20 protein-coding genes, 2 pseudogenes and 1 riboswitch are annotated in these 20,413 nt (G+C 73.1%); of the genes and pseudogenes, 9 read left to right on the forward strand and 13 right to left on the reverse strand.

Translation table 11 applies throughout. The features are described from left to right. Complete coding sequence (locus HUW36_RS03445; RefSeq protein ID WP_174526749.1) at positions 1-990, forward strand: serine hydrolase; 990 nt, start codon at positions 1-3, stop codon at positions 988-990. Beyond that, the gene (locus HUW36_RS03450; RefSeq protein WP_174526750.1) at positions 990-1,925 is read left to right on the forward strand and encodes a serine hydrolase; all 936 of its coding nucleotides are present in this window, start codon (positions 990-992) and stop codon (positions 1,923-1,925) included. Before HUW36_RS03445 ends, HUW36_RS03450 begins: the two co-directional genes overlap by 1 nt. 16 nt (positions 1,926-1,941) lie before the next feature. On the opposite strand, the gene HUW36_RS03455 is transcribed toward HUW36_RS03450, so the two are convergent. The 3 genes from HUW36_RS03455 to HUW36_RS03465 all read right to left on the reverse strand — a co-directional run bounded on the left by HUW36_RS03455 (position 1,942) and on the right by HUW36_RS03465 (position 4,794). Next, the gene (locus tag HUW36_RS03455; RefSeq protein ID WP_174526751.1) at positions 1,942-2,793 is read right to left on the reverse strand and encodes a menaquinone biosynthetic enzyme MqnA/MqnD family protein; all 852 of its coding nucleotides are present in this window, start codon (positions 2,791-2,793) and stop codon (positions 1,942-1,944) included. 122 nt (positions 2,794-2,915) lie between these two features. Continuing rightward, positions 2,916-4,166 carry an MFS transporter gene (locus tag HUW36_RS03460; RefSeq protein WP_174526752.1) on the reverse strand — a complete coding sequence of 417 codons (1,251 nt, stop codon included), beginning with the start codon at positions 4,164-4,166 and terminating at the stop codon, positions 2,916-2,918. A gap of 46 nt (positions 4,167-4,212) precedes the next feature. Next, entirely contained in the window at positions 4,213-4,794 is a 582-nt protein-coding gene (locus HUW36_RS03465) for a winged helix-turn-helix domain-containing protein (RefSeq protein WP_174526753.1), read from the reverse strand. Between the two features lie 102 nt (positions 4,795-4,896). On the opposite strand from HUW36_RS03465, the gene HUW36_RS03470 reads away from it, so the two are divergent. Continuing rightward, positions 4,897-5,712 (forward strand): carbon-nitrogen hydrolase family protein, encoded by an 816-nt coding sequence (locus HUW36_RS03470; protein WP_174526754.1) that lies wholly within the window; start codon positions 4,897-4,899, stop codon positions 5,710-5,712. Between the two features lie 17 nt (positions 5,713-5,729). Here HUW36_RS03470 and HUW36_RS34315 read toward each other — a convergent pair whose 3' ends face one another. Continuing rightward, a complete protein-coding gene (locus HUW36_RS34315) occupies positions 5,730-5,924 on the reverse strand; it encodes a hypothetical protein (RefSeq protein ID WP_246247842.1) in 195 nt (64 codons plus the stop codon). A 36-nt stretch (positions 5,925-5,960) separates the two neighbouring features. Between HUW36_RS34315 and HUW36_RS03480 the strand changes: the two genes are divergently transcribed. Then, a complete protein-coding gene (locus HUW36_RS03480; RefSeq protein ID WP_174526755.1) occupies positions 5,961-8,006 on the forward strand; it encodes a HelD family protein in 2,046 nt (681 codons plus the stop codon). A gap of 13 nt (positions 8,007-8,019) precedes the next feature. Here HUW36_RS03480 and HUW36_RS03485 read toward each other — a convergent pair whose 3' ends face one another. Then, complete coding sequence (locus tag HUW36_RS03485; RefSeq protein ID WP_174526756.1) at positions 8,020-8,622, reverse strand: hypothetical protein; 603 nt, start codon at positions 8,620-8,622, stop codon at positions 8,020-8,022. 136 nt (positions 8,623-8,758) lie between these two features. Between HUW36_RS03485 and HUW36_RS03490 the strand changes: the two genes are divergently transcribed. The 3 genes from HUW36_RS03490 to HUW36_RS03500 are packed head-to-tail and all read left to right on the forward strand — an operon-like array spanning position 8,759 to position 11,245. After that, positions 8,759-9,646 carry an ABC transporter ATP-binding protein gene (locus tag HUW36_RS03490; protein ID WP_174526757.1) on the forward strand — a complete coding sequence of 296 codons (888 nt, stop codon included), beginning with the start codon at positions 8,759-8,761 and terminating at the stop codon, positions 9,644-9,646. A 9-nt stretch (positions 9,647-9,655) separates the two neighbouring features. Further along, the gene (locus HUW36_RS03495; protein ID WP_174526758.1) at positions 9,656-10,393 is read left to right on the forward strand and encodes an ABC transporter permease; all 738 of its coding nucleotides are present in this window, start codon (positions 9,656-9,658) and stop codon (positions 10,391-10,393) included. 45 nt (positions 10,394-10,438) lie between these two features. Continuing rightward, positions 10,439-11,245: a VOC family protein gene (locus HUW36_RS03500; RefSeq protein ID WP_425487213.1), complete on the forward strand. Its 807-nt coding sequence runs from the start codon at positions 10,439-10,441 to the stop codon at positions 11,243-11,245. Between the two features lie 92 nt (positions 11,246-11,337). Here HUW36_RS03500 and HUW36_RS03505 read toward each other — a convergent pair whose 3' ends face one another. From HUW36_RS03505 to HUW36_RS03520, 4 genes and pseudogenes are all read right to left on the reverse strand, one after another. Further along, on the reverse strand, positions 11,338-12,162 hold the full coding sequence (locus HUW36_RS03505) for an ABC transporter ATP-binding protein (RefSeq protein ID WP_174526760.1): 825 nt from the start codon (positions 12,160-12,162) through the stop codon (positions 11,338-11,340). After that, the gene (locus HUW36_RS03510; protein WP_174526769.1) at positions 12,159-13,256 is read right to left on the reverse strand and encodes a FecCD family ABC transporter permease; all 1,098 of its coding nucleotides are present in this window, start codon (positions 13,254-13,256) and stop codon (positions 12,159-12,161) included. Before HUW36_RS03510 ends, HUW36_RS03505 begins: the two co-directional genes overlap by 4 nt. 68 nt (positions 13,257-13,324) lie before the next feature. Beyond that, complete coding sequence (locus HUW36_RS03515) at positions 13,325-14,257, reverse strand: ABC transporter substrate-binding protein (RefSeq protein ID WP_174526761.1); 933 nt, start codon at positions 14,255-14,257, stop codon at positions 13,325-13,327. Between the two features lie 106 nt (positions 14,258-14,363). After that, positions 14,364-14,457: riboswitch (cobalamin riboswitch) on the reverse strand. 120 nt (positions 14,458-14,577) lie between these two features. Continuing rightward, positions 14,578-15,888: pseudogene (locus tag HUW36_RS03520) on the reverse strand (M14 family metallopeptidase); the annotation flags it as partial. A gap of 205 nt (positions 15,889-16,093) precedes the next feature. Here HUW36_RS03520 and HUW36_RS03525 point away from each other — a divergent pair. Beyond that, a complete protein-coding gene (locus HUW36_RS03525) occupies positions 16,094-17,434 on the forward strand; it encodes a C39 family peptidase (RefSeq protein WP_174526763.1) in 1,341 nt (446 codons plus the stop codon). 51 nt (positions 17,435-17,485) lie between these two features. Here HUW36_RS03525 and HUW36_RS03530 read toward each other — a convergent pair whose 3' ends face one another. The 4 genes from HUW36_RS03530 to mqnE are packed head-to-tail and all read right to left on the reverse strand — an operon-like array spanning position 17,486 to position 19,937. After that, on the reverse strand, positions 17,486-17,965 hold the full coding sequence (locus tag HUW36_RS03530) for a hypothetical protein (protein WP_174526764.1): 480 nt from the start codon (positions 17,963-17,965) through the stop codon (positions 17,486-17,488). Positions 17,966-18,025: 60 nt separating this feature from the next. Continuing rightward, complete coding sequence (locus HUW36_RS03535) at positions 18,026-18,304, reverse strand: DUF4229 domain-containing protein (protein WP_174526765.1); 279 nt, start codon at positions 18,302-18,304, stop codon at positions 18,026-18,028. 27 nt (positions 18,305-18,331) lie between these two features. Further along, positions 18,332-18,760: a hypothetical protein gene (locus HUW36_RS03540; RefSeq protein ID WP_174526766.1), complete on the reverse strand. Its 429-nt coding sequence runs from the start codon at positions 18,758-18,760 to the stop codon at positions 18,332-18,334. A gap of 7 nt (positions 18,761-18,767) precedes the next feature. Further along, a complete protein-coding gene (gene mqnE / locus HUW36_RS03545; RefSeq protein ID WP_174526767.1) occupies positions 18,768-19,937 on the reverse strand; it encodes an aminofutalosine synthase MqnE in 1,170 nt (389 codons plus the stop codon). A gap of 229 nt (positions 19,938-20,166) precedes the next feature. On the opposite strand from mqnE, the pseudogene HUW36_RS03550 reads away from it, so the two are divergent. After that, a pseudogene (locus HUW36_RS03550) lies at positions 20,167-20,413 on the forward strand (NlpC/P60 family protein); the annotation flags it as partial.

The raw sequence follows: 20,413 nt of genomic DNA on the forward strand, positions 1-20,413 counted from the left end.
ATGCGACCTCGCGTGACCATGGTGCTCGCCATCGTGGCGGTCCTCATCGGCGGCGTCATGCTGGTCCCCGCCGCGTACGCGAAGCTCTCCGGCGGCGACGGCGGAAGCGGCCTCGGCGGCGTCGGCGGCGGCCAGCAGGTTCCGGCGCCGAGCCCGACCGCGCCGCCGCCCCCGACGCTCGCCGACGCCCCGGTCTCGGTGAACTTCAAGGGCGAGTTCTTCTCCTGGGCGCTCATGGACCGGGCCACCGGCACGATCACCGGCGCGAAGAACATGACCCGGACCAGCTCCACCGAGTCGATGCTGAAGACCTGGATCGTCTCGGACTACCTGCGCCAGCTCGGCGACAAGGAGCCGACCGCCGCGCTGAAGAAGGCGGCCAGCGTCGCCATCCGGGACAGCAACGACGACGGCGCGAACATGGTCTACCGGGCAGCCGGCGGCTCCTACAAGCCGCAGCCGGGCAACAAGCTGAACCCGGTGCTCCAGCGCGCCGTGAAGATCTGCGGGCTGACCGACACCCGGGCCGGCACCGTGCCCGACTACCTGGGCTGGTGGAGCTTCACCCAGATGTCCCCCCGGGACGCGGTGCGGCTCGGCGACTGCATCGCCGACGGCAAGGCCGCGGGCCCCAAGTGGACCAAGTGGGTGCTCGACGAGATGGCCAACGTCCGGGGCAGCATCAAGAGCCAGCAGGCGAAGTCCGGCGGCGGCAAGTGGGGCATCGTGGACGGCCTGCCCGCCTCGATCAAGGCCCAGGGCCCGGTGCACATCAAGAACGGCTGGACCCAGCTCTTCTACGACAACAACTGGCACGTCAACTGCCTGGCGGTCACCGACAAGTGGAGTCTCGCGGTGATGATGCGCTACCCGGGCAGCGCCGGCCTGTCGTACGGCTCGAAGGTGTGCGCGAGCGTCGCCACGCAGCTCGTCACCCCGCAGCCGGGCGCGGCACTCAAGGTGCCGCAGCAACCCGTCGGGAAGCTCTGATGGCCGGCGCCCGCCGCCGGCCCGGCAGCCATCGCCGGCCGCTGGCGTTCAGCGCCGTGGCCGTGGCCCTGGTCGGCCTGCTGGTCCTCTCGTTGCGACTGGTGCCCGGCTCGCCGTTGCGGACGACCTCCACCAGCCACCCCGACGTGGCCGCGGACCGGTCGACGAGCCAGCCCACCGGCCGCGACGCCCGGCCCGAGCCCGCACCGTCGCCGTCGCTCGCGCCGTTGCCGTTCGCGGCCCAGGACCTCGAGAACCTCGACCTCAAGGGCTGGTACGCCTGGTCCGTGCTGGACAAGCGGACCGGGAAGATCATCGGCTCGAAGAACATGGGCGAGACCAGCACCACCGCGTCCCTGATCAAGGCGTGGGTGGTCGCCGACTACCTGCGGCGCAGCGCCGAGGGCGGCAAGACCCCGAGCGACGCCAGGCTGGCCGACGCCACGAAGATCATCCGGGACAGCGACAACACCCGCGCCCAGGAGTTCTACGAGAGCGTGGGCAGTGCGGCCTCGATCAAGCGGCTCATCTCGATCTGCAAACTGACCGACAGCAAGGTCGCCGCCGACGGCGGCTGGAGCCGGACGCTGCTCTCTCCCCGGGACACCGCTCGGCTCGGACTCTGCATCGACGACGGCCGGGCCGCCGGACCGAAGTGGACGAAGTGGCTGCTCAACGAGATGCGACTGGTCCGGGGCGACGGTGACTTCGGCATCCGCAAGGCGTTCCCCGCCGCCGAGCAGAAGAAGATCGCCATCAAGAACGGCTGGATCGACCGGCAGAAGGAGAAGGAATACCACGTCAACTGCCTGGCGATCGGCGACACCTGGACCATGGGCGTGATGGTCAAGAGCCCGTTCAGCGTCGGCGGGTGGGACTACGGGATGAAGGCCTGCGAGCAGATCACCGAGGCGCTGCTGCGCCCCGCGACCTGACCCGCGCCCCGGGCGCTCAGCCCTGGAAGAACTGCGGGCCGCCCGCCGGCAACGCCGGCACCTCGCCGTACGCGGCCGCCCGGCGGGCGAACTCGCGCAGCCCGGCCACCTGCCGCTCGCCCAGCGAGAAGTCGAGCGTACGGAAGTAGGTGGCCAGGGTGTCCGCGTCGAACGGCTCCCAGCGGGCCGCCGCCTCGGCGACCTGGTCCAGCTCGGCCAGGCACAGGTCGCGCGAGCGCAGGAACGCCTCGTGCACCTCCTTGACCAGGCCCGGGTGGGCGGCGGCGAACTCCCGGCGGACCGCCCAGACGGCGAACACCATCGGCAGCCCGGTCCAGTCGTGCCAGGCCTGGCCCAGGTCGGTCACGTCGAGGCCCTTCGCGGGCGCCTCGTAGAGCGCGCGCAGCGCCACGTCCCCGATCAGCACCCCGGCGTCCGCCTCCAGCAGCATCTGGGTCAGGTCCGGCGGACAGCGGAAGTATTCCGGGCGCACCCCGTGCCGCTCGGCGAGCAGCAGCTGGGCCAGCAGCACCCCGGTACGCGAGGTGGAGCCCAGCGCCACCCGGGCGCCGTCCAGCTCACCCAGCGGCTTCGTGGACACCACGTTGACCGAGAGCACCGGGCCGTCGCTGCCCACCGCCAGGTCGGGCAGGAGCAGCAGCTCGTCGGCGTGCTTCAGGAACTCCACGAGCGTGATCGGGCCGATGTCGAGGTCACCGGCGACCAGGTCGGCACTGAGCCGATCCGGCGAGTCCTTGTGCAGGTCGACGTCGAGCAGCGCGCCGGACCGCATCAGACCCCAGTAGATGGGCAGGCAGTTCAGGAACTGGATGTGCCCCACCCGGGGGCGGGCGATGCGGTCGGCCATGACCCGACCGTATCCCCGCCACCTCCGCCCCGCCCCACGGGCCGGCCGGTAAGTGGTCCATCCCGCACCAGGGGGAAGGAGGGGCCCTCTCTTAACGCATTCGGTAGAGGAAGGGACCCCTGTTAACCGCCCACCCCCGCCGGGGACGGCGCGGCGGCGGGGGTGGCGGCGCGGTCGGCGCGTACCGCCCGGCGGACCGGACCGGCCAGCGCGACGACCACCAGCAGGCCGACCACCCCGCAGCCGGCGACCAGCGGTCGGGGCCCGGCCACCTCCAGGAGCAGGCCGCCGACCAGGAAGCCGCCCATCCCGGCGCCCTGCACCGCCGCGCCGAAGACCGCGAACGCCCGGCCCCGGGCCTCCTCCGGCACCCGGCGCGCCAGCAACAGCTGGTCGAAGACGTTGTTGCCGCCGTTGGCCACGCCGCCCAGCAGCCAGACCGGCACGAGCAGCCACGCCACCGGCACCGCCGCCGAGACGAGCACCGCCAGGCAGCAGCCGCCGAGCAGCACCAGCCCGGCCCCGAGCAGCGCGCCGTCGTCGGCGAGCCGGCGGGCGACCCGGGCGAACACCCAGGCGCCGACCACGATGCCCAGCGTCCACGCGCCGGTGACCAGCCCGTAGACGGTGGTGGTGCTGTGCAGCGTCTCCCGGATGAAGAAGACCTCGATCACGTTGATCGCCCCGACCGCGCCGACCACCGCGGCGACGCTGCCGACCATCACCAGCAGCAGCGGGTCGCGACGCAGCCGCCACGCGGGCGTGACCGCCGCCGCGACGCCGGGCGCCGTCGATCCACGCCCACCCCGTCGGGTACGGATGAGCAGCCCGGCCACCACCAGCGCGAGGTAGGTACCGGCGTCGACGAGCAGCGGCACCCGGGTGCCGAACTGGCCGACGAGCAGCCCGGCCAGCGCGGGCCCGGCCAGCGCACCCAGGGTGCCGGCGGTCTGGTTGAGCGCGCCGGCCCGGGGCAGGTCGGCGGGTCGGACCATCACCGGCACCAGCGCGGCGAGCACGGGCTGGGTGACCGCGAGCCCGGTGGCGAGCAGTGCCACCAGCGCGATGACGAGAAAGGGGTCCCGGGCGTACGCGAGCGCCACGCAGATCCCCGCCTGGACCAGGCCGGCGGTGACCAGCAGGACGCGGCTGTCCACCCGGTCGGCGAGGCGGCCGGTCAGCGGGGCGAGCGCGACCAACGGCAGGGTGGCGGCGAGCAGCAGCCCGGAGACGGCCAGGCCGCCGGCCCCGGCGGACTGGAGCGCGAGCGTCAGCGCCGTGGCCGCGAGGAAGTCGCCGCAGCTGGAGACGCCCCGGGCGGCGGTCGCCAGCCAGACGTCGGACCAGCGTGAGCCACCAGATGTGAAGGACATACTTCGAAAATATTCCTTCACACCTGTGGCGCGCAAGACTCCCGGATCAGTCGATGGGCATCGCCCGGTACTGCATCGCGACCTTGCGGACCCCCGCCGGCGGATCGGTCCGGGCCCGCTGCCGATAGGGCGCGATCAGCTCCTGGACCGCCTGGTTGACCTCGACCAGCTCCTCGGCGGTCAGCAGCAGCACGCTGTCGCTGAGCCAGGTCGCCTCGTACCACTCGCGCGGCTCGTCCGGCGCGCGGCGCAACCAGTCCCGGACCCGCTGGGCGTCGCGCACCAGGTGCGCCTCGACCAGCGCCGCCTCGGCCGCGCGCGTGTCCGGGTCGGCGTCCGGCCCCGCGTCGACCGAGTACGAGGCGTTCACCGCCTCCCACACCCGCTCCCGCGCGTCACCTCGACCCGGCGCCTCCCGCACCAGGCCGAACTTCGCCAGCTCGCGCAGGTGGTAGCTGGTCGCGCTCGGCGACAGGCCGGCGATCTCGGCGCACTCCGTCGCGGTCACCCCGCCCTCCACCGCGCTGAGGTGTTCCATGATCGCCATACGGGCCGGGTGAGCGAGCGCCCGCATCACCTGCGGGTCGCTGATCGTCACCCGGCGCCGCTCGGGCCGCGCCTCCGTCATGCCTCCATGATTGCCGCCCGCAGGTCCCCGCCGGCATTCGGGGACGACGCGCCGGCACAGCGACCCCTAGGCTTTCCGATCACCGTCGAAAGGGCACCGACCATGCGGACGTCCGTCGTCATCGGCCAGGTCCCCACCGGTTGGGATCTCGCCCGCAACCTCACCGGCATCGCCGAGGTCGTGGCCAGCGCCCGGCCCGGCGACATCGTGCTCCTGCCCGAGGGCGCTCTCTCCGGGTACGCCCCGGACCTGTCCCCCCTGGCGCATCTCGACCTCGACGCTCTCGAACGGGGCATCTCCCGGCTGGCCGCACTCGCCCGCAAGAACGCCGTCCACCTCTTCTGCGGCTCCCTGTTGCGCGAGGGCGGCGCCTGGTGGAACACCGCCCTCTACTTCGCGCCGGACGGCGGGCGGTGGACCTACCGGAAGATCAATCTGGCGATGAACGAGCGGGACGTCCTGCGGGCCGGTGACGAACTGCCCACACTCACGCTCACCCTGCCCGAGGGAGGGCTGGGAGTCGGCGTGCAACTCTGCCGGGAGATCCGTTACCCCGAGCAGTGGCAGTACCTCGCGCGCGCCGGTGTGGGCGCGTTCGTCTTCCTGACCAACGCGGCGAGTCCCGAAGCCCCGCCCGGCCTCTGGCGGAGCCACCTGATCAGTCGTGCCGCCGAGAACCAGCGCTTCGTCTTCGCCGTGAACGTCGCCGACCCGGCCCAGCACTGCCCCAGCATGGTGGTGTCGCCGCGAGGCGAGGTGCTCGGCGAACTCGCCCCCGGACGAGTTGGCACCCTGCGCGTCACCGTCGACCTGACCCAGGTCAGCGACTGGAGCATCAGCCAACAGCGCCGCGACGTCGTCGACCTGCTCTACCGACCGTCCTCCAGGCCGGCCGGGCGGGGACCCGCGCATCGCTGACCGCCGCAGAGCAGGCGTCAAGCCACCTTGAGCTGCTCGTCGCCGAAGTCGGCGATCAGCTTGAGGGTGCCACCGAGAGCGGCGACGCCTGCCGTAAACCGGTGGTGCAGGCGTCCGGAGCGCCGTAACGTGGACGGCCGCCCGACGGCCGCGGTGAGCACGCACCGCAGCGGACGTCCCCGCGCCGGGAGCAGGCCAACCGCCCCGGACACGCGAGCGAGCATCATGTTGAGCCTTGGGAGTTCACAGTGCCCGCAACAGAACTGGAAGACGGCACCACCCTCGACGCCGACCTCGCCGCCGAACGCGCCCACCTGGACACGTCCCGCGCCGCGTTGCGCCGGATGCGGGAACGCGCCGAGGCGCTCTTCGCCACCGGCGACAAGGTGGCTGGCGACGCGTACACCGCCGAGCAGCTCGGCCGGCACATGGCCCGCCGGGTCAAGGAGCTGGCCGACGACCCCACCACCCCGCTCTTCTTCGGCCGGCTCGACTTCGGCGCGGCGGACCCGGACCACGCCGGGCGGGACTACCACGTCGGGCGGCGGCACGTCACCGACGAGCGGGGCGAGCCGCTGGTGCTGGACTGGCGGGCCCCGGTCTCCCGGTCGTTCTACCGGGCCAGCGCCCGTGACCCGCAGGGCGTCGCGGTACGCCGCCGGTTCGGGTTCAGCGCCGGCGTCCTGACCAGTTTCGAGGACGAGCACCTGGACCGGGGTGAGGAACTCGGCACCGCCAGCCGGATCCTCACCGCCGAGATCGAGCGCCCCCGCGTCGGCCCGATGCGGGACATCGTCGCCACCATCCAGCCCGAGCAGGACGAGCTGGTCCGGGCCGACCTGGCCGACTCGATCTGCGTCCAGGGCGCGCCGGGCACCGGCAAGACGGCGGTCGGGCTGCACCGCGCCGCGTACCTGCTCTACCTGCACCGGGAGCGGCTGCGCCGCTCCGGCGTGCTGATCGTCGGGCCGAACCGGGCGTTCCTGTCGTACATCGCGGCGGTGCTGCCCGCGCTCGGCGAGGTCGAGGTCGAACAGGCCACCGTCGAGGACCTGGTCACGCGGGTGCCGGTCCGTGCGGTCGACGAGCCGGCCGCCGCCGCGCTCAAGCACGACGTGCGGATGGCCGAGGTGCTGCGCCGGGCCGTCGACGCCCACATCGGTACGCCGACCGAGCCGATCATGGTCTCGGACGGCTCGTTCCGCTGGCGGATCGGGCTCGACCCGCTGCACCGGCTGGTCGCCGAGACGCGGCGGGAGGGGCTGCCCTACGCCGTCGGCCGGGAACGGGTCCGGGCGCGGGTGGTGGGCCTGCTGCAACGGCAGGCGGAGGCGCGCCGGGCGGAGTCACCGAGCGACGCCTGGCTGCGCCGGATGGGCCGGATCAAGCCGGTCACCGACCTGCTCGACGCGGTCTGGCCGGCGCTCACCCCGGACGGGCTGCTGCACCGGCTGCGCACCGACGCGGACGCGCTCGCCGCCGCTGCGGACGGCCTGCTCACGCCCGAGGAGCAGGAGTTGTTCCGCTCCGGCAAGGTCGGCCGCACCGCCAAGGCGACCCGGTGGACCGCCGCCGACGCGGTGCTCGTCGACGAGGTGGCCGGGCTGCTGGAGCGGCCCGCCGGCTTCGGGCACGTGGTGGTCGACGAGGCGCAGGACCTCTCCCCGATGCAGTGCCGGGCCATCGCCCGGCGCAGCGAGCACGGCTCGATCACGCTCCTCGGCGACCTGGCCCAGGGCACCGCGCCCTGGGCGGCCACCGACTGGCGCGAATCCCTGGCGCACCTGGGCAAGCCGGACGCGGCGGTGGTGCCGCTGAGCGTCGGCTTCCGGGTGCCGGCCGCCGTGGTGGCGTTCGCGAACCGGCTGCTGCCGGCGCTCGCCGTCGACGTACCCCCGGCCCGGTCGCTGCGCCACGACGGCGCGCTCGACGTGCGTACCGCCGAGGACCTGACGGCCGCGACGGTGGCGGAGGTGCGGGCGGCGCTCGCGCACGACGGCTCGGTCGGTGTGATCGCCGCCGACGACGCGGTCGACCGGCTCCGCGCGGCGCTCGCCGACGCGGGCGTCGAGACCGCGACCGCCGACGACGTCGAGGCCGCGGCGCGGGTCACCGTGGTGCCGGCGACGCTCGTCAAGGGCCTGGAGTACGACCACGTGGTGGTTGTCGAGCCGGCCGCGATCGTGGCCGCCGAGCCGCGTGGGCTGCACCGCCTCTACGTGGTGCTGACCCGGGCCGTGTCCCGGCTGGCGGTGCTGCACCGCGAGCCGCTGCCCGCGCCACTGGCCGGCTGACGCGGGCGGCCGGTCAGGCGGACAGGGCGGCGGCGATCCCGCGCAGCGGGCGACCCGACTCGGCGATCGGCACGGTGAAGGCCAGCCACGAGCCGTCGGTGAAGTCGACGCGCAGCCGTTTCGGGTTGAGCCGGTGCCAGCCCACCCGGGCCGAGGCGACCTCGGCGCGCGGCACCGACCGGACGACCGCGGTCCGCGCCACGGCCCGCTCGTCGTCCTCGCGGCTGGACAGCACCCTCATCGGGCCGCTCAGGCAGGCCAGGAGTCGCCGGTCGGTGACCGCCAGCACGACGTCGCGGACGGCCAGCTCCGGGTTGGGCGGGTTCAGCGCGTGACACAGCCGGGACGCGGTGGACCCGGCTGCCCCGCGCCCGGCGACGCCCCAGACCAACCGGTCCACCAACCGGTCGCCCCGGTCCCAGGCGACGAGCGGGGAGATCAGGTTCGACACCACCGCCCCGACGTGCACCCGCCCGGCGGGCGTTTCCGGCGTCGCCGGGTCCGGTGGCGGGGCCGGCTGGGCGCCGTGCGCGGGCCCGGCCTTCGCATGCGCCAGCACGCGTTCGCCCGGCTCGACGAGGCGGTCGATCCGGTCGCGGTAGCTGGTCTCGTCCATCGGCTCAGTATCGGTCGTGGCCGTGGCGGCCGTCGGCCCGGACCGGGTGACGCGCACCCCCCGGCACGGGGCGGTGCGACTGGCGTGGACACGGTAGACAGAGGAGGCACCTTCCTTCCGCCCGAGGAGTCCGCCGATGATCCTGGCCCGCGCCGAACAGGTGAGTCGCCGCTACGGCGAGGTGCTGGCGTTGGACCGGGTCGACCTGACCGTCCGGGCCGGGGAGCTGGTCGGCCTGCTCGGCCCGAACGGCGCCGGCAAGAGCACCCTGATCAACCTGCTGGTGGGGCTGCGCCGCCCCACGGCCGGGCGGCTCGCGCTGTTCGGCGGCGACCCGCGCGACCCGGCCAGCCGGCGACAGCTCGGGGTGACCCCGCAGGAGACCGGCCTGCCCGGCACGTTGCGGGTCGGCGAGGTGGTCGACTTCGTCTCCCGGCACTTCCCCGACCCGGTGCCCCGGGGTGAGCTGCTCGACCGGTTCGGCCTCGCCGACCAGGCGCGCCGGCAGACCGGCGGTCTGTCCGGTGGCCAACGTCGCCGGCTGGCGGTGGCGCTGGCCTTCGTCGGCCGGCCCCGGCTGGTGGTGCTGGACGAGCCGACCACCGGGTTGGACGTGGAGGCGCGGCACGCGCTCTGGGAGGCGATCCGCGGTTTCCACGCCGAGGGCGGCACGGTGCTGCTGAGCAGCCACTACCTGGAGGAGGTGGAGGCGCTCGCGCAGCGCGTGGTGGTGATCGGCCACGGGCGGGTGCTCGCCGACGACTCGGTCGCGGCCGTGCGCGGCATCGTCGGCGTACGCCGGGTCAGCCTGGTCGCCGACGACCTGCCGGCGCTGCCCGGGGTGGTCGCCACCGAGCGCGTCGACGGGCGGGTGCACCTGCTCACCACCGACGCCGACCAGCTCGTGCGGGACCTGGTCGCCGCCGGCGTGGCGTTCCGCGACCTGGAGGTCCGCCCCACCTCGCTGGAGGAGGCGTTCCTCGCCATCACGGCCGAAGACCGGCCCGCGCCCACCCCCGCCTAGGAGACCGCCGTGCCGCTCGCCCTCGTCCACGCCCGCTACCAGCTCCTGGAGATCCTCCGGATCCCGGTGGCGGTGGTCGGCAGCGCGTTCTTCCCCGCCGCCGCGATGCTCTTCTTCGTGGTGCCGTTCGCCGGGGACGACTCCGCCGGGGCCACCTACGCCACCGCCGCCATGGTCACGTTCGCGGTGATGAGCGCCAACATCTTCCAGTACGGCGTGGGCGTCGCCGAGGACCGCGACCAGCCCTGGAACCCGTACACCCGGACCCTGCCGGCCGGGTCGGCACCGCGGCTGGCCGGGCGGATCCTGGCCGGCCTGGTGCTGACGTACCTGTCGATGGTTCCGGTGGTGGTGATCGCCGCGGTGGCGACCGCGGCCCGGGTGACCGCGCCGCAGTTCCTGCTCGGGCTCGGCGCGGTCGCGGTGATCTCGGTGCCGTTCACGCTGCTCGGCCTCTCGATCGGCTACTCCCTGCCGAGCAAGGCGGCGATCGTGGTGGCGCAGGTGGTCTTCTTCCCGCTCGCGTTCGGCGGCGGCCTGCTCTCCGGGCCGGACGACGCGCCCGGCTTCATCAAGGCGATCGCCCCCTATCTGCCGACCCGGGGCGCCGTCGAGCTGATGTGGGCGGCGGTCACCGACTGGCGGCCGGATCCCCGGGCGCTGGTGATGCTCGTGGTCTGGGTGGTGGCGCTCGCCGCGGTGGCCGGTTGGGCATACCGGCGGGACGAGGGTCGCCGCTTCAGCTGACCTTTTGTCCGGTTCCGGCCCGGGGGTCGATCCGACGGTGCCACGATGCCGGCAGGCGGGCCAGTGGGGGCCGCCCCGGCGAGAGGGGCAACCGTGAACGGCGTCGAGCCCGGCACGCCCTGCTGGACCGACCTGGCCACCCCCGGCCTGGAGGACGCGAGACGGTTCTACCCGCAGCTGTTCGGCTGGACCGGGCGGGTCTCGACCGAGCCGGACGCCGGCGGCTACACGGTCTTCCTCAAGGACGGCAGGGCCGTCGCCGGCGCCGGCCCGCCCGCCACACCGGACCAGGTGCCGATCTGGTCGACGTACGTGGCGACCGACGACGCCGATCTGGTGGCCACCCGGGTGGAGGCGGCCGGCGGTCAGGTGGTGGTCTCCCCGTTCGACGTCGCCGGGCAGGGCCGGATGGCGGTGCTCGCCGACCCGGCCGGCGCGGTGTTCAGCGTCTGGCAGCCGATGGCGATGCGCGGCGCGGAGTTGTTCAACGCGCCCGGCGCCATGTGCTGGAACGAACTGGTCACCCCCGACCCGGAGGGCGCGCGGGAGTTCTACGCGCTGGTGTTCGGCTGGCACGCCGAGGAACGACCGACCGGGCCGGTCCCCTACGTCGGGTGGCGCTGCGGCGCCCGCATCGTCGCCGGCATGCTGCCGCAGGCGGAGCCGCTGCCGGCCGACCTGCCGGCGTACTGGACGGTCTACTTCGCGGTGGCGGACGCGGACGCCACGGCGGCCCGGGCCGCCGAACTGGGCGGCACCATCCTCGTCCCGCCCCGCGACAACCCGGCCGGCCGCTCCGCCGCCCTCCGCGACCCCGGGGGCGCACTCTTCTCCGTCTCCGCCCTCCGCTGACCGCCCGCGTGTAAGGAGGGGCCCCCTCTTAACAGGTGGCGTTAAAAGGGGGCCCCTCCTCTACCGGAGGCGTTAAGAAGGGGCCCTTCCTTCTACCGCCGGCGGAGCGGGACCACGTGCGGCCCGTGCGGACCGGGGATGACGCGCACGTGGGCGCGGTAGTGGCGGGCCAGGAGCGACTCGGTGAGCACCTCCTCGGGCGGGCCGGCCGCGGCCACCCGGCCGTCGGCGAGCAGGACGAGGCGGTCGGCGTACTCGCCGGCGATGGAGAGGTCGTGCATGGTGGCGAGCACGGTCAGGTCGTGCTCCCGGCGGAGCTGGTCGACCAGTTCCAGCACCTCCTGCTGGTGCCCGATGTCCAACGCGCTCGTCGGCTCGTCGAGCAGCAGCAGCGTGGCGCCCTGGGCCAGGGCCCGGGCGAGGAAGACGCGCTGCCGCTCCCCGCCGGACAGGGTGGCCAGCTCACGCCGGCCGAATCCGCCCAGGTCCAGCCCGTCCAGCACGTCGTGGACGGTGGCGAGGTCGGCGGCCGACTCGCGGCCCAGCGGCGGGATGTACGGGGTGCGCCCGAGCAGCACGTAGTCGAAGACCGACATGCCGGCCGGCACCACCGGGGACTGCGCCACGGTGGCCACCACCCGGGCCCGGTCGCGGCGGCGCAGCGCGCGGATCGGCGTACCGAAGAGGGAGACCTCGCCGTCGCCGGCGAGCAGGCCGCCGACGGCGCGCAGCAGGGTCGACTTGCCGGCGCCGTTGGGTCCGATGACGGTGACCCACTCGCCCACCGCGACGGTGAGGTCGACGCCGGCCAGGATCGGGCTGCCACCCAGCTCGACCCGCAGGTCCCGGACCCGCACCGCGGCGGCGGGCCCGGCCTCCCCGGGGTGCGGCCGCGGGGGTCGCAGACCCGGGCTCATTGCCCGACCCGGCGGGCGGTACGCAGGATCAGGACGAAGAACGGGCCGCCGAGCACGGCGGTGACCACGCCGATCGGGATCTCGGCCGGGGCGGCGGCGGTGCGGGCGACCACGTCGGTCAGGGCGAGGAACGCGCCGCCGAAGAGCATCGACAGCGGCAGGATCACCCGGTGGCTGGCGCCGGCGAGCAGCCGGACGGTGTGCGGCACGATGATGCCGACGAAGCCGATCAGGCCGGACGCGGACACGGCGGCGGCGGTGCCGAGCGAGGCGGCGGCGATCAGCAGGTAGCGGGAGCGCTGCGGGTGCAGCCCGAGGCTGGCCGCCTCGTCGTCGCCGACGGAGAGCACGTCCAGCTCGCGCCGGTGCAGCAGCACCACCACGGCGGTGAGCACGAAGTAGGGCAGGACCAGCCACACGTCGTGCCAGCCGGCGGTGGCCAGCCGTCCGAGCAGCCAGGAGTAGACCTGCTGGATGGTGTCGGAGTGCTGTTGCAGCAGGTAGGTCTGCCCGGCGGAGAAGAACGCCGAGACCGCCACCCCGGCCAGGATCAGGGCGGCCGGGGAGCGGTCCCGCCCGCCGGCTGCGCCCAGCAGGTACGTCAGCACGACCGCGCCGAGCGAGCCGACGAACGCGGCGAGCGGGATGGTGACCGGCAGCCCGGTCAGCGCGCCGCCGGCCCCGGCGCCGAGCACGATCGCCACGGTGACCGCGAACCCGGCCCCGGCGGCCACGCCGAGCAGGTACGGGTCGGCCAGCGGGTTGCGGAAGACGCCCTGGTAGCAGCCGCCGGCCAGGGCGAGCAGCGCGCCGACGAGCAGCCCGAGGACGACCCGGGGCAGCCGCAGCTCGACGACGATGGCGACCTCCCGCTCGGTGAGCCCGCTGTCCAGGTGCACTCCGGGCAGCAGGTTGAGCAGTTCGGCCGCGACGCTGCCGGGCGGCAGGTTGACCGGACCGAGCGAGACGCCGGCCACCAACGCGACGAGCACCGCCGCGAATCCGGCGAGCAGCCAACGTTTACGCAGCCCGGCCGGCCGGGTCGGGGCCGCCACCACGCCGGGCCGTGGCCGGCCTCGGCGAGGTCGGGGCAGCCGACCGGCCGGCCGGGGCGCGTCGGGCGTCCCGGCCGGCGCGGCGTCCACCGGTCGAAGGGCCACGGTCAGGCCGGGACCTTGGCGGTGGCGTCGACGATCACCTTGAGCAGGTCGACCACGCGGGGGCCCCAGCGCGACGCGATGTCGTCGTCCAGCGCGACGATCTGGCCGTTCTTCACGGCGGCCACGCCGGCCCAGCCGCTGCGCGCCTTGACCGTGTCGGCGGTCTGCTGGCAGCACTTGGTGTCGGCGAGGAAGACGAAGTCGGGGTTCGCCTTGACGATGACCTCCTGGGACAGCTGCGGGTAGCCGCCGTTCTTCCCGTCGGCGTCGGCCGGGTCGGCGATGTTCTCCAGGCCGGCGAGCGCGTAGATGGTGCCGATGAACGTCTTGCTTGTCGCGCTGTACAGCTCCGGGCCCAACTCGTGGTAGTAGGTCAGCTTCTCGGCGCGCTTGGGCAGGTCCTTGGTGAGCGCGGTGATGTCGTCCTTCATCTTCCGCACCACGGCGTCCGCCTCGGCCGGGTGGCCGGTGAGCTTGCCCAGGTCGGTGAGCTGCCGGTAGGTGTCGTCGAGCGTGCTCGCGGCCGGGGCGAGCAGCACCGGGATCTTCAGCGCGACAAGCTGACTGGCGATCTTGTTGGTGTCGTTGGCGATCACCACGAGATCGGGGTTCTTGCCGGCGATGGCCTCGGCGTTGGGCTGGTAGCCGGAGAGGTCGCTCTTCGGGGCGTCCGCCGGGTAGTTGGACTGGTCGTCGACGGCGGTGACCTGCTTGCCCGCGCCGATGGCGAAGAGCATCTCGGTCGAGGTCGGCGAGAGCGAGACGATCTTCTCCGGCCGCTTCTCCAGCGTCAGGTTGCCCACGCTGACCGGGAACGAGCCACCCGAGCCGCCTGCGGCCGGGGTGTCGGTGGCGGTCTTCTCGGCGCAGCCGGCGAGCAGCAGCGCGCCGGCCGCGAGCGCGGTGGCGAAGAGCCGGGGGGTACGTCGGGACATCGGTCCTCCTGTCGGTCGAGGAGTGTGGTGCTTCGCCGACAGGAGGAAGGCCCGTCCGCGAGGCGCCCTTCCTCGAGAGCGCGTGTCGCGACCGGGCCGCAGGCGACCTGGCTCGTCCCACGTACGGCGGCGTCGGCGGGAGGCCGACGCCGCGCGTACGGGGCATCACAGTTGCGGGACAGCGCCGGTTTCGCACCGGCTTCGCTGTGGCACGGTCGGTGCCACGGTAGCGCACGGGCGGTGAAGATCACCCGGACGGGCGGGGTGGGTGGGGACCCCGGCGGGGGTGGGACCGGGGTCCCCACCTCGTGGTGAGGTCAGCAGTACTGGCTCTGCTTGTTGATCGCCCGGTACGGGCAGTCGGCGTACTCGGACAGCAGCAGCACGGCGTCCCGGTTGCGCGAGGTCTGCGCCGGGATCACCTCGTCGGGCGGGTAGAAGCCGCCGCCGGAGGCCGAGCCGGGGTACATCTCGAAGGTGTACGCCCAGATCCTGTGGGTGCCCCACATCCAGTCGATGCTGGTGCCGTCCGCGATGTAGAGGTCGCTGGACTGCTCCGGGGTGTAGCCGTTGGTCGCCGCCATCTGCCGGCCGATGGTGGCGAAGGTGTTGTACTGGTCGGCGTTCATCCCGGTGGCGGTGTTGCTGTACGTGTAGCCGTACGGCCAGAGCACCAGCTGCGAGTAGGTGTGGAAGTCGATGTTCGCCTTGATCTGCTGCACGCCGCCGACGACGCGGCTGTTGACGAAGGTGCGCAGCGCCGCGGTCTCCGGCGCGGAGAAGGCGGACGGGCCACGGTAGGTGTCCGACGACTTCGAGCCGGACGAGCCGCCGCAGCAGCCCCACTGGTAGCTCCAGTTGCGGTTCAGGTCGGTGCCGACGTACGAGGAGCCGCTGTTGGGCTGCCGGTTCTTCCGCCAGGAGCGGTAGGAGCCGGTGGCGATGTCGTACTCGCTGCCGTCCGGGTTGACCGTGGGGACGATCCAGATCTCCCGGGAGTTGACGATGGTGGTGATCCGGGAGTCGGTGCCGTAGTTGTCGGTGAACAGGTTGAGCAGGTAGATCGCCATCTCGACGGTCAGGTGCTCGCGGGCGTGCTGCTGGGCGTTGAACAGGATCTCCGGTTCGCTCTCGTCGGTGCCGACGTTGTCGGAGATCTTCACCGCCATCAGGTCCCGGCCCTGGTAGGAGGTGCCGATGCTGAGCTTGCGGGCGATGCTCGGGTGGTCGGCGACGACCTTGTTCACCACCGCGGTCAGCTCGGCGTAGTCGTGGTAGTTGGAGTCGGCCGGCGGGAAGGCGTACGCGGTCGCGCCGCCGGCCGGCGCCGGGGCGACGTCCTTCTCCAGCCGGAAGCCGAGCCGGGTGATCGCGGCGGCCTCGGCGCGGGTGGCCGTGACGTGCAGCACACCGTGCTCGGAGTAGTCGATCGCGGCTCCGGTGCGGGCGACCGCGCTGCGGTCCGCGAGCGTACGCGGGCCGAGCACCCGGTAGGCGACGGCGGCCGGTTCACCGGACCGCTCCGGGGCCGGGCGGGCGGCGGCCGGTCCGGCGGCCGCGGTGACGAGGATCAGGCCGACGGCGGCGGCGAGCGCCAGCCGGCGGCGGAGCGGGGACGTGCGGAAGGCCATCGACAACCTCCTGGGGGTACGGGAGATCCCGTTGTCCGCACACTTCACCAGCAGTCACATGGTCATATCAACATCTGTCTTTCTACGGGGGCATCCCGACCGGATCGTCACGTCGGCAATGATTTTCCATGCCTGAACATCTGGCGAAACTTCCCGCCAAGCGCGACAGTGAACGGCAACGATGCCGTTTCCCTGTGGAGCTGCCATGTTCGGAAGACCCCTGCGCGCGGTCGCCCTCGCCGGCCTCACCGCGCTCACCCTCCTCGGCACCAGCGCACCGGTCCAGGCACACGCGCCGCGGCCGGGCGTCACCCACGACGAACAGATCACGTTCCAGGAGTTCTCCCGCTACCCCGACTGGCGCGGCGGGTCCCACCAGGGCACCCGGGCCGTCCCGGGCCGCCACCCCGCGCTGACCCTCGCCCGGCCCGCCGGCACCACCGAGTTCACCGACGAACACACCGGCACGACCCGGACCTGGGAGTACGCCACCTGGACCTCGCCCGAGCGGCGGATCGGGTTCGACGCCACCGAGCTGGTCGCGTCGTGGAACGCCAGCACCCCGGCCGGCACCTGGATCCAGGTCGAGCTGCACGGCACCTACAACACCGGGGCACAGACCCCGTGGTACGTCATGGGCCGCTGGGCCTCCGGCGACCAGGACATCAAGCGCGCCACGCTGGACGGCCAGGGTGACCCCTGGTCGAGCATCTGGACCGACACGTTCTCGATCGACGACGCGGCGGCCGGGGTGCTGCTGCGCTCGTACCAGCTCCGGCTCACCCTCTACCGTGCGCCCGGGCAGGCCGCCGCGCCGCAGGTCCGGATGGTCGGCGCGATGGCCTCGAACGTGCCGGACCGGTTCACCGTCACCCCGAGCCGGGGTGGCATCGCCTGGGGCACCGAGCTGGCCGTGCCGCGCTACTCGCAGAACGTCCACATCGGGGAGTACCCGGAGTACGACGGCGGCGGCGAGGCCTGGTGCTCCCCGACCTCCACCGAGATGGTGGTCGAGTACTGGGGTCGCAAGCCCTCCGCCGAGGACACCGCCTGGGTCGACCCCTCCTACCCCGACCCGACCGTCGACCACGCCGCCCGGATGACCTACGACCACGAGTACGAGGGCGCCGGCAACTGGCCGTTCAACACCGCCTACGCGGCCGGCTTCCCCGGCCTGGAGGCACGGGTCACCCGACTGCACTCGCTGGACGAGGCCGAGCGCTTCGTCAAGGCCGGCATCCCGGTGGTCACCTCGCAGTCGTTCCTGGCCAGCGAGCTGGACGGGGCCAACTACGGCACCTCCGGGCACCTGTTCGTGATCGTCGGCTTCACCGCCGACGGTGACGTGATCGTCAACGACCCCGCGTCCTCCTCCAACGAGGCGGTCCGCAACGTCTACCAGCGCGAACAGTTCGAGCAGATCTGGCTGCGCACCAAGCGGTACCGGGCCAACGGCACGGTGGCCTCCGGCTCCGGCGGCATCGCGTACCTGATCAAGCCGACCGACCGGTGGTGGCCGGTGGTCCCGGGCTCGACCAACTGGTGACCCGGACCGGGGCCCGGCGCGTTCCCCGCGCCGGGCCCCGGTGCGTCGCGATCAGAGGGACGGGGCGAACGAGACAGGCTCGCCCTCGGGCTTGGCGCGGCGGTTCCGCACCGCCCGGACGATGATCACCAGCCACGCCACGAGCGCGGCGACGCCGGCCAGGGTCAGACCGGTGACCAGCAGGTACGTCGACCCGCCGGTGGTGGAGAAGACGCCGGCCCGTGCGCCGGTGTCCCGCGCCGGGGCGGTCGCGCCCACGGCGAGGCCGTCCGGGGCGTCGTAGAGGATGACGTCGGCGCGCCGGGCGTCACCCTGGTCGGCGGCGAAGGTGCCGCGCCACTCGCAGTTGCGCCGGCCGCAGTCCTCGTACACCGCGGTGAACGTGCCCGCGGTGCCGCCGCCGTTGTGCGCCTGCCAGGTGGGCAGCAGGTCGGTGGCACCCATCATCAGCCCGATGCCGGCGATCACCGGCAGGCCGATCCAGACGAACACCTTGGTCCGCCATCCGTCGATCTTGTTCAGGAAACTCACGGCGGCTGACCCTAGCGGCCGGGTCGGGCGGCCGCTGCCCCGTTTCCGGGCGGGCGGCGTTCAGCCGTCCCGGCGCTCGCCCTCCGGCCCGGCCTGGTCGTCGCCGGCAAGCGCGGACCGCAGCCGGTCCTTCTCCGCGCGGCGACGCTCCGACGCGTCGGCCATCTCCCCGGCCATCTCGTCCCGCCAGCCCTTGAGCAGGAAGAACGACAGCGCGGCGGAGAACACCAACGCCAGCATCAGCCGCAGGAACATGTTCATGTCGACGAACCAGAGGGCTGCCAGCACGGCGACGAACAGCCCGATCCGGCCCAGCGTGTACTTGACCGCCGCGCTCATGCCCGCAATTCCCACTCTCTCCGCGCCTCAGCCCGTCCGCCGGGCCAGCCAGTGCACGCCATGAAACCAGATGACCGCGTAGACCACGGTGAACACCGCCGCGGCCAGCGCGCCGGTGAACAGCGCCGGCAGCCCGGCGGCCAGCCCGGCCACCAGCAGACCGGCGAGGACGCCGACCGCGATGCCGACCAGGGCGGCCAGCACCCGGGCCGCACCGAACTCCCACGCCCGGAAGTCGTCCCAGAACAGCCAGAGCGGCAGGATCACCGCCAGCCACCCGTTGGTGCGCCCGAACCCGCCGTCGCCCAGGGTGGCGAACGCCCACTCGAAGAGCAGCAGCGCCAGCAGCCCGATCACCAGGCCGGCCAGCGTCACCCCGAGCAGGTCGCCGAGGGTGAGGATGCGCCCCTCGGCGTCCCGCCGGGGAAACGCGCGCTGCTGCTCCTGCGTGCTCATCGCCGGGTCAGGCCCAGACCTGCTGCGGCTCGGAGCGGCGCTCGGCCATCGACGGCGCGGCGTCGTACTCGCGGACGGTCTCGTAGCGGGTGTTCCGCTCGACCGGCCGGAAGCCCGCGTCCCAGATCAGGTGGAGCAGGTCGTCCCGGTGCATGGTGTTCGGCGTCCCGTACGAGTCGGCGTCGTGGGTGATCTTGTATTCGACGACCGAACCGTCCAGGTCGTCCACGCCGAAGTTGAGCGAGAGCTGGGCGACCGAGAGCCCGTGCATGACCCAGAAGCACTTGACGTGCGGGACGTTGTCGAACAGCAGCCGGGAGACCGCGAACGTCTTGAGCGACTCGGCCGGCGAGGCCATCGTGGTCTGGGCCTGGATCCGGTTGCGGACCTTGCCGTCCGCCGAGTCGACGAAGTCGTGCTGGTAGCGCAGCGGGATGAAGACCTGGAAGCCCCCGGTCTCGTCCTGCAGCTCACGCAGCCGCAGCACGTGGTCGACCCGGTGCCGGGGCTCCTCGATGTGGCCGTAGAGCATGGTCGACGGCGTCTTCATGCCCTTGGCGTGGGCCAGCCGGTGGATCCGCGACCAGTCCTCCCAGTGGCAGTTGTGGTCGACGATGTGCTGCCGGACCTCCCAGTCGAAGATCTCGGCGCCACCACCGGTCAGCGACTCCAGGCCGGCGTCCATCAGCTCGTCGAGGATCGCGTCGGCGTCAAGCCCGCTGATCTTCTCGAACCACTGCACCTCGGTCGCGGTGAACGCCTTGAGGTTGACCTTCGGCAGCGCGGCCTTCAGCTCGCGCAGCACCTTGGGGTAGTAGCGCCAGGGCAGCGTCGGGTGCAGGCCGTTGACGATGTGCAGCTCGGTGAGCTGCTCGTCCTCCATCTCCTTGGCCTTGCGCACCGCCTCGTCGATGCGCATCGTGTAGGCGTCCTTCTCGCCCGGCTTGCGCTGGAACGAGCAGTACGCGCACGAAGCGGAGCAGACGTTCGTCAGGTTGAGGTGCCGGTTGACGTTGAACATCACCCGGTCGCCGTTGAGCTCCGTACGCCTGTGGTGGGCGAGCCGGCCCAGCCACGTCAGGTCGTCGCTGGCGTAGAGGGCGATGCCGTCCTCGCGGGTCAGCCGCTCCCCCGCGTAGACCTTCGCTTCGAGCTCGCGCTTGAGTCCGGCGTCCATCCGAAAGCCACGTCCTTCCACCTGGGGTACCGATCGAGCGTACGTCGCGGGCCGGACGGACCGCCCACGCGGTCGGCGGCAGCGACCCGGTTCACCTCCGGTCACGCTCCGCACATCGACATCGCTGCGTCGGTGAGGTAAGACAGGGTGGGGCGGAACACACACCGGGGCCGTCCTGTCCCAACACGCCCACGACGCGTGGCGCGCACCAGACCGGACGGGGAGCGGAATGGTCGACAGCACCAAGGCCCGACGGCGACGAGGTCGGCAGCCGGTGATCTCACCGGTCCTGCGCCCGGCGCTCTGGTCCGCCCTCCTGGGGGCGGTCGCGGCCGCGGCGCTCGCCACACCCGCCTGGGCCGACCCGCTGCCCGACACCGTCCCCAGCACCGGCTCCCGCCCGCAGGTCACCGGCACGCTCCAGCTCCCCACCGCGCCCGGCGCGGTCCCCGGCCAACCCGGCGCGGTTCCGGGCC

Origin of the sequence: Micromonospora maritima, assembly GCF_902825405.1 — a bacterium.
GTDB lineage: Bacteria > Actinomycetota > Actinomycetes > Mycobacteriales > Micromonosporaceae > Micromonospora > Micromonospora maritima.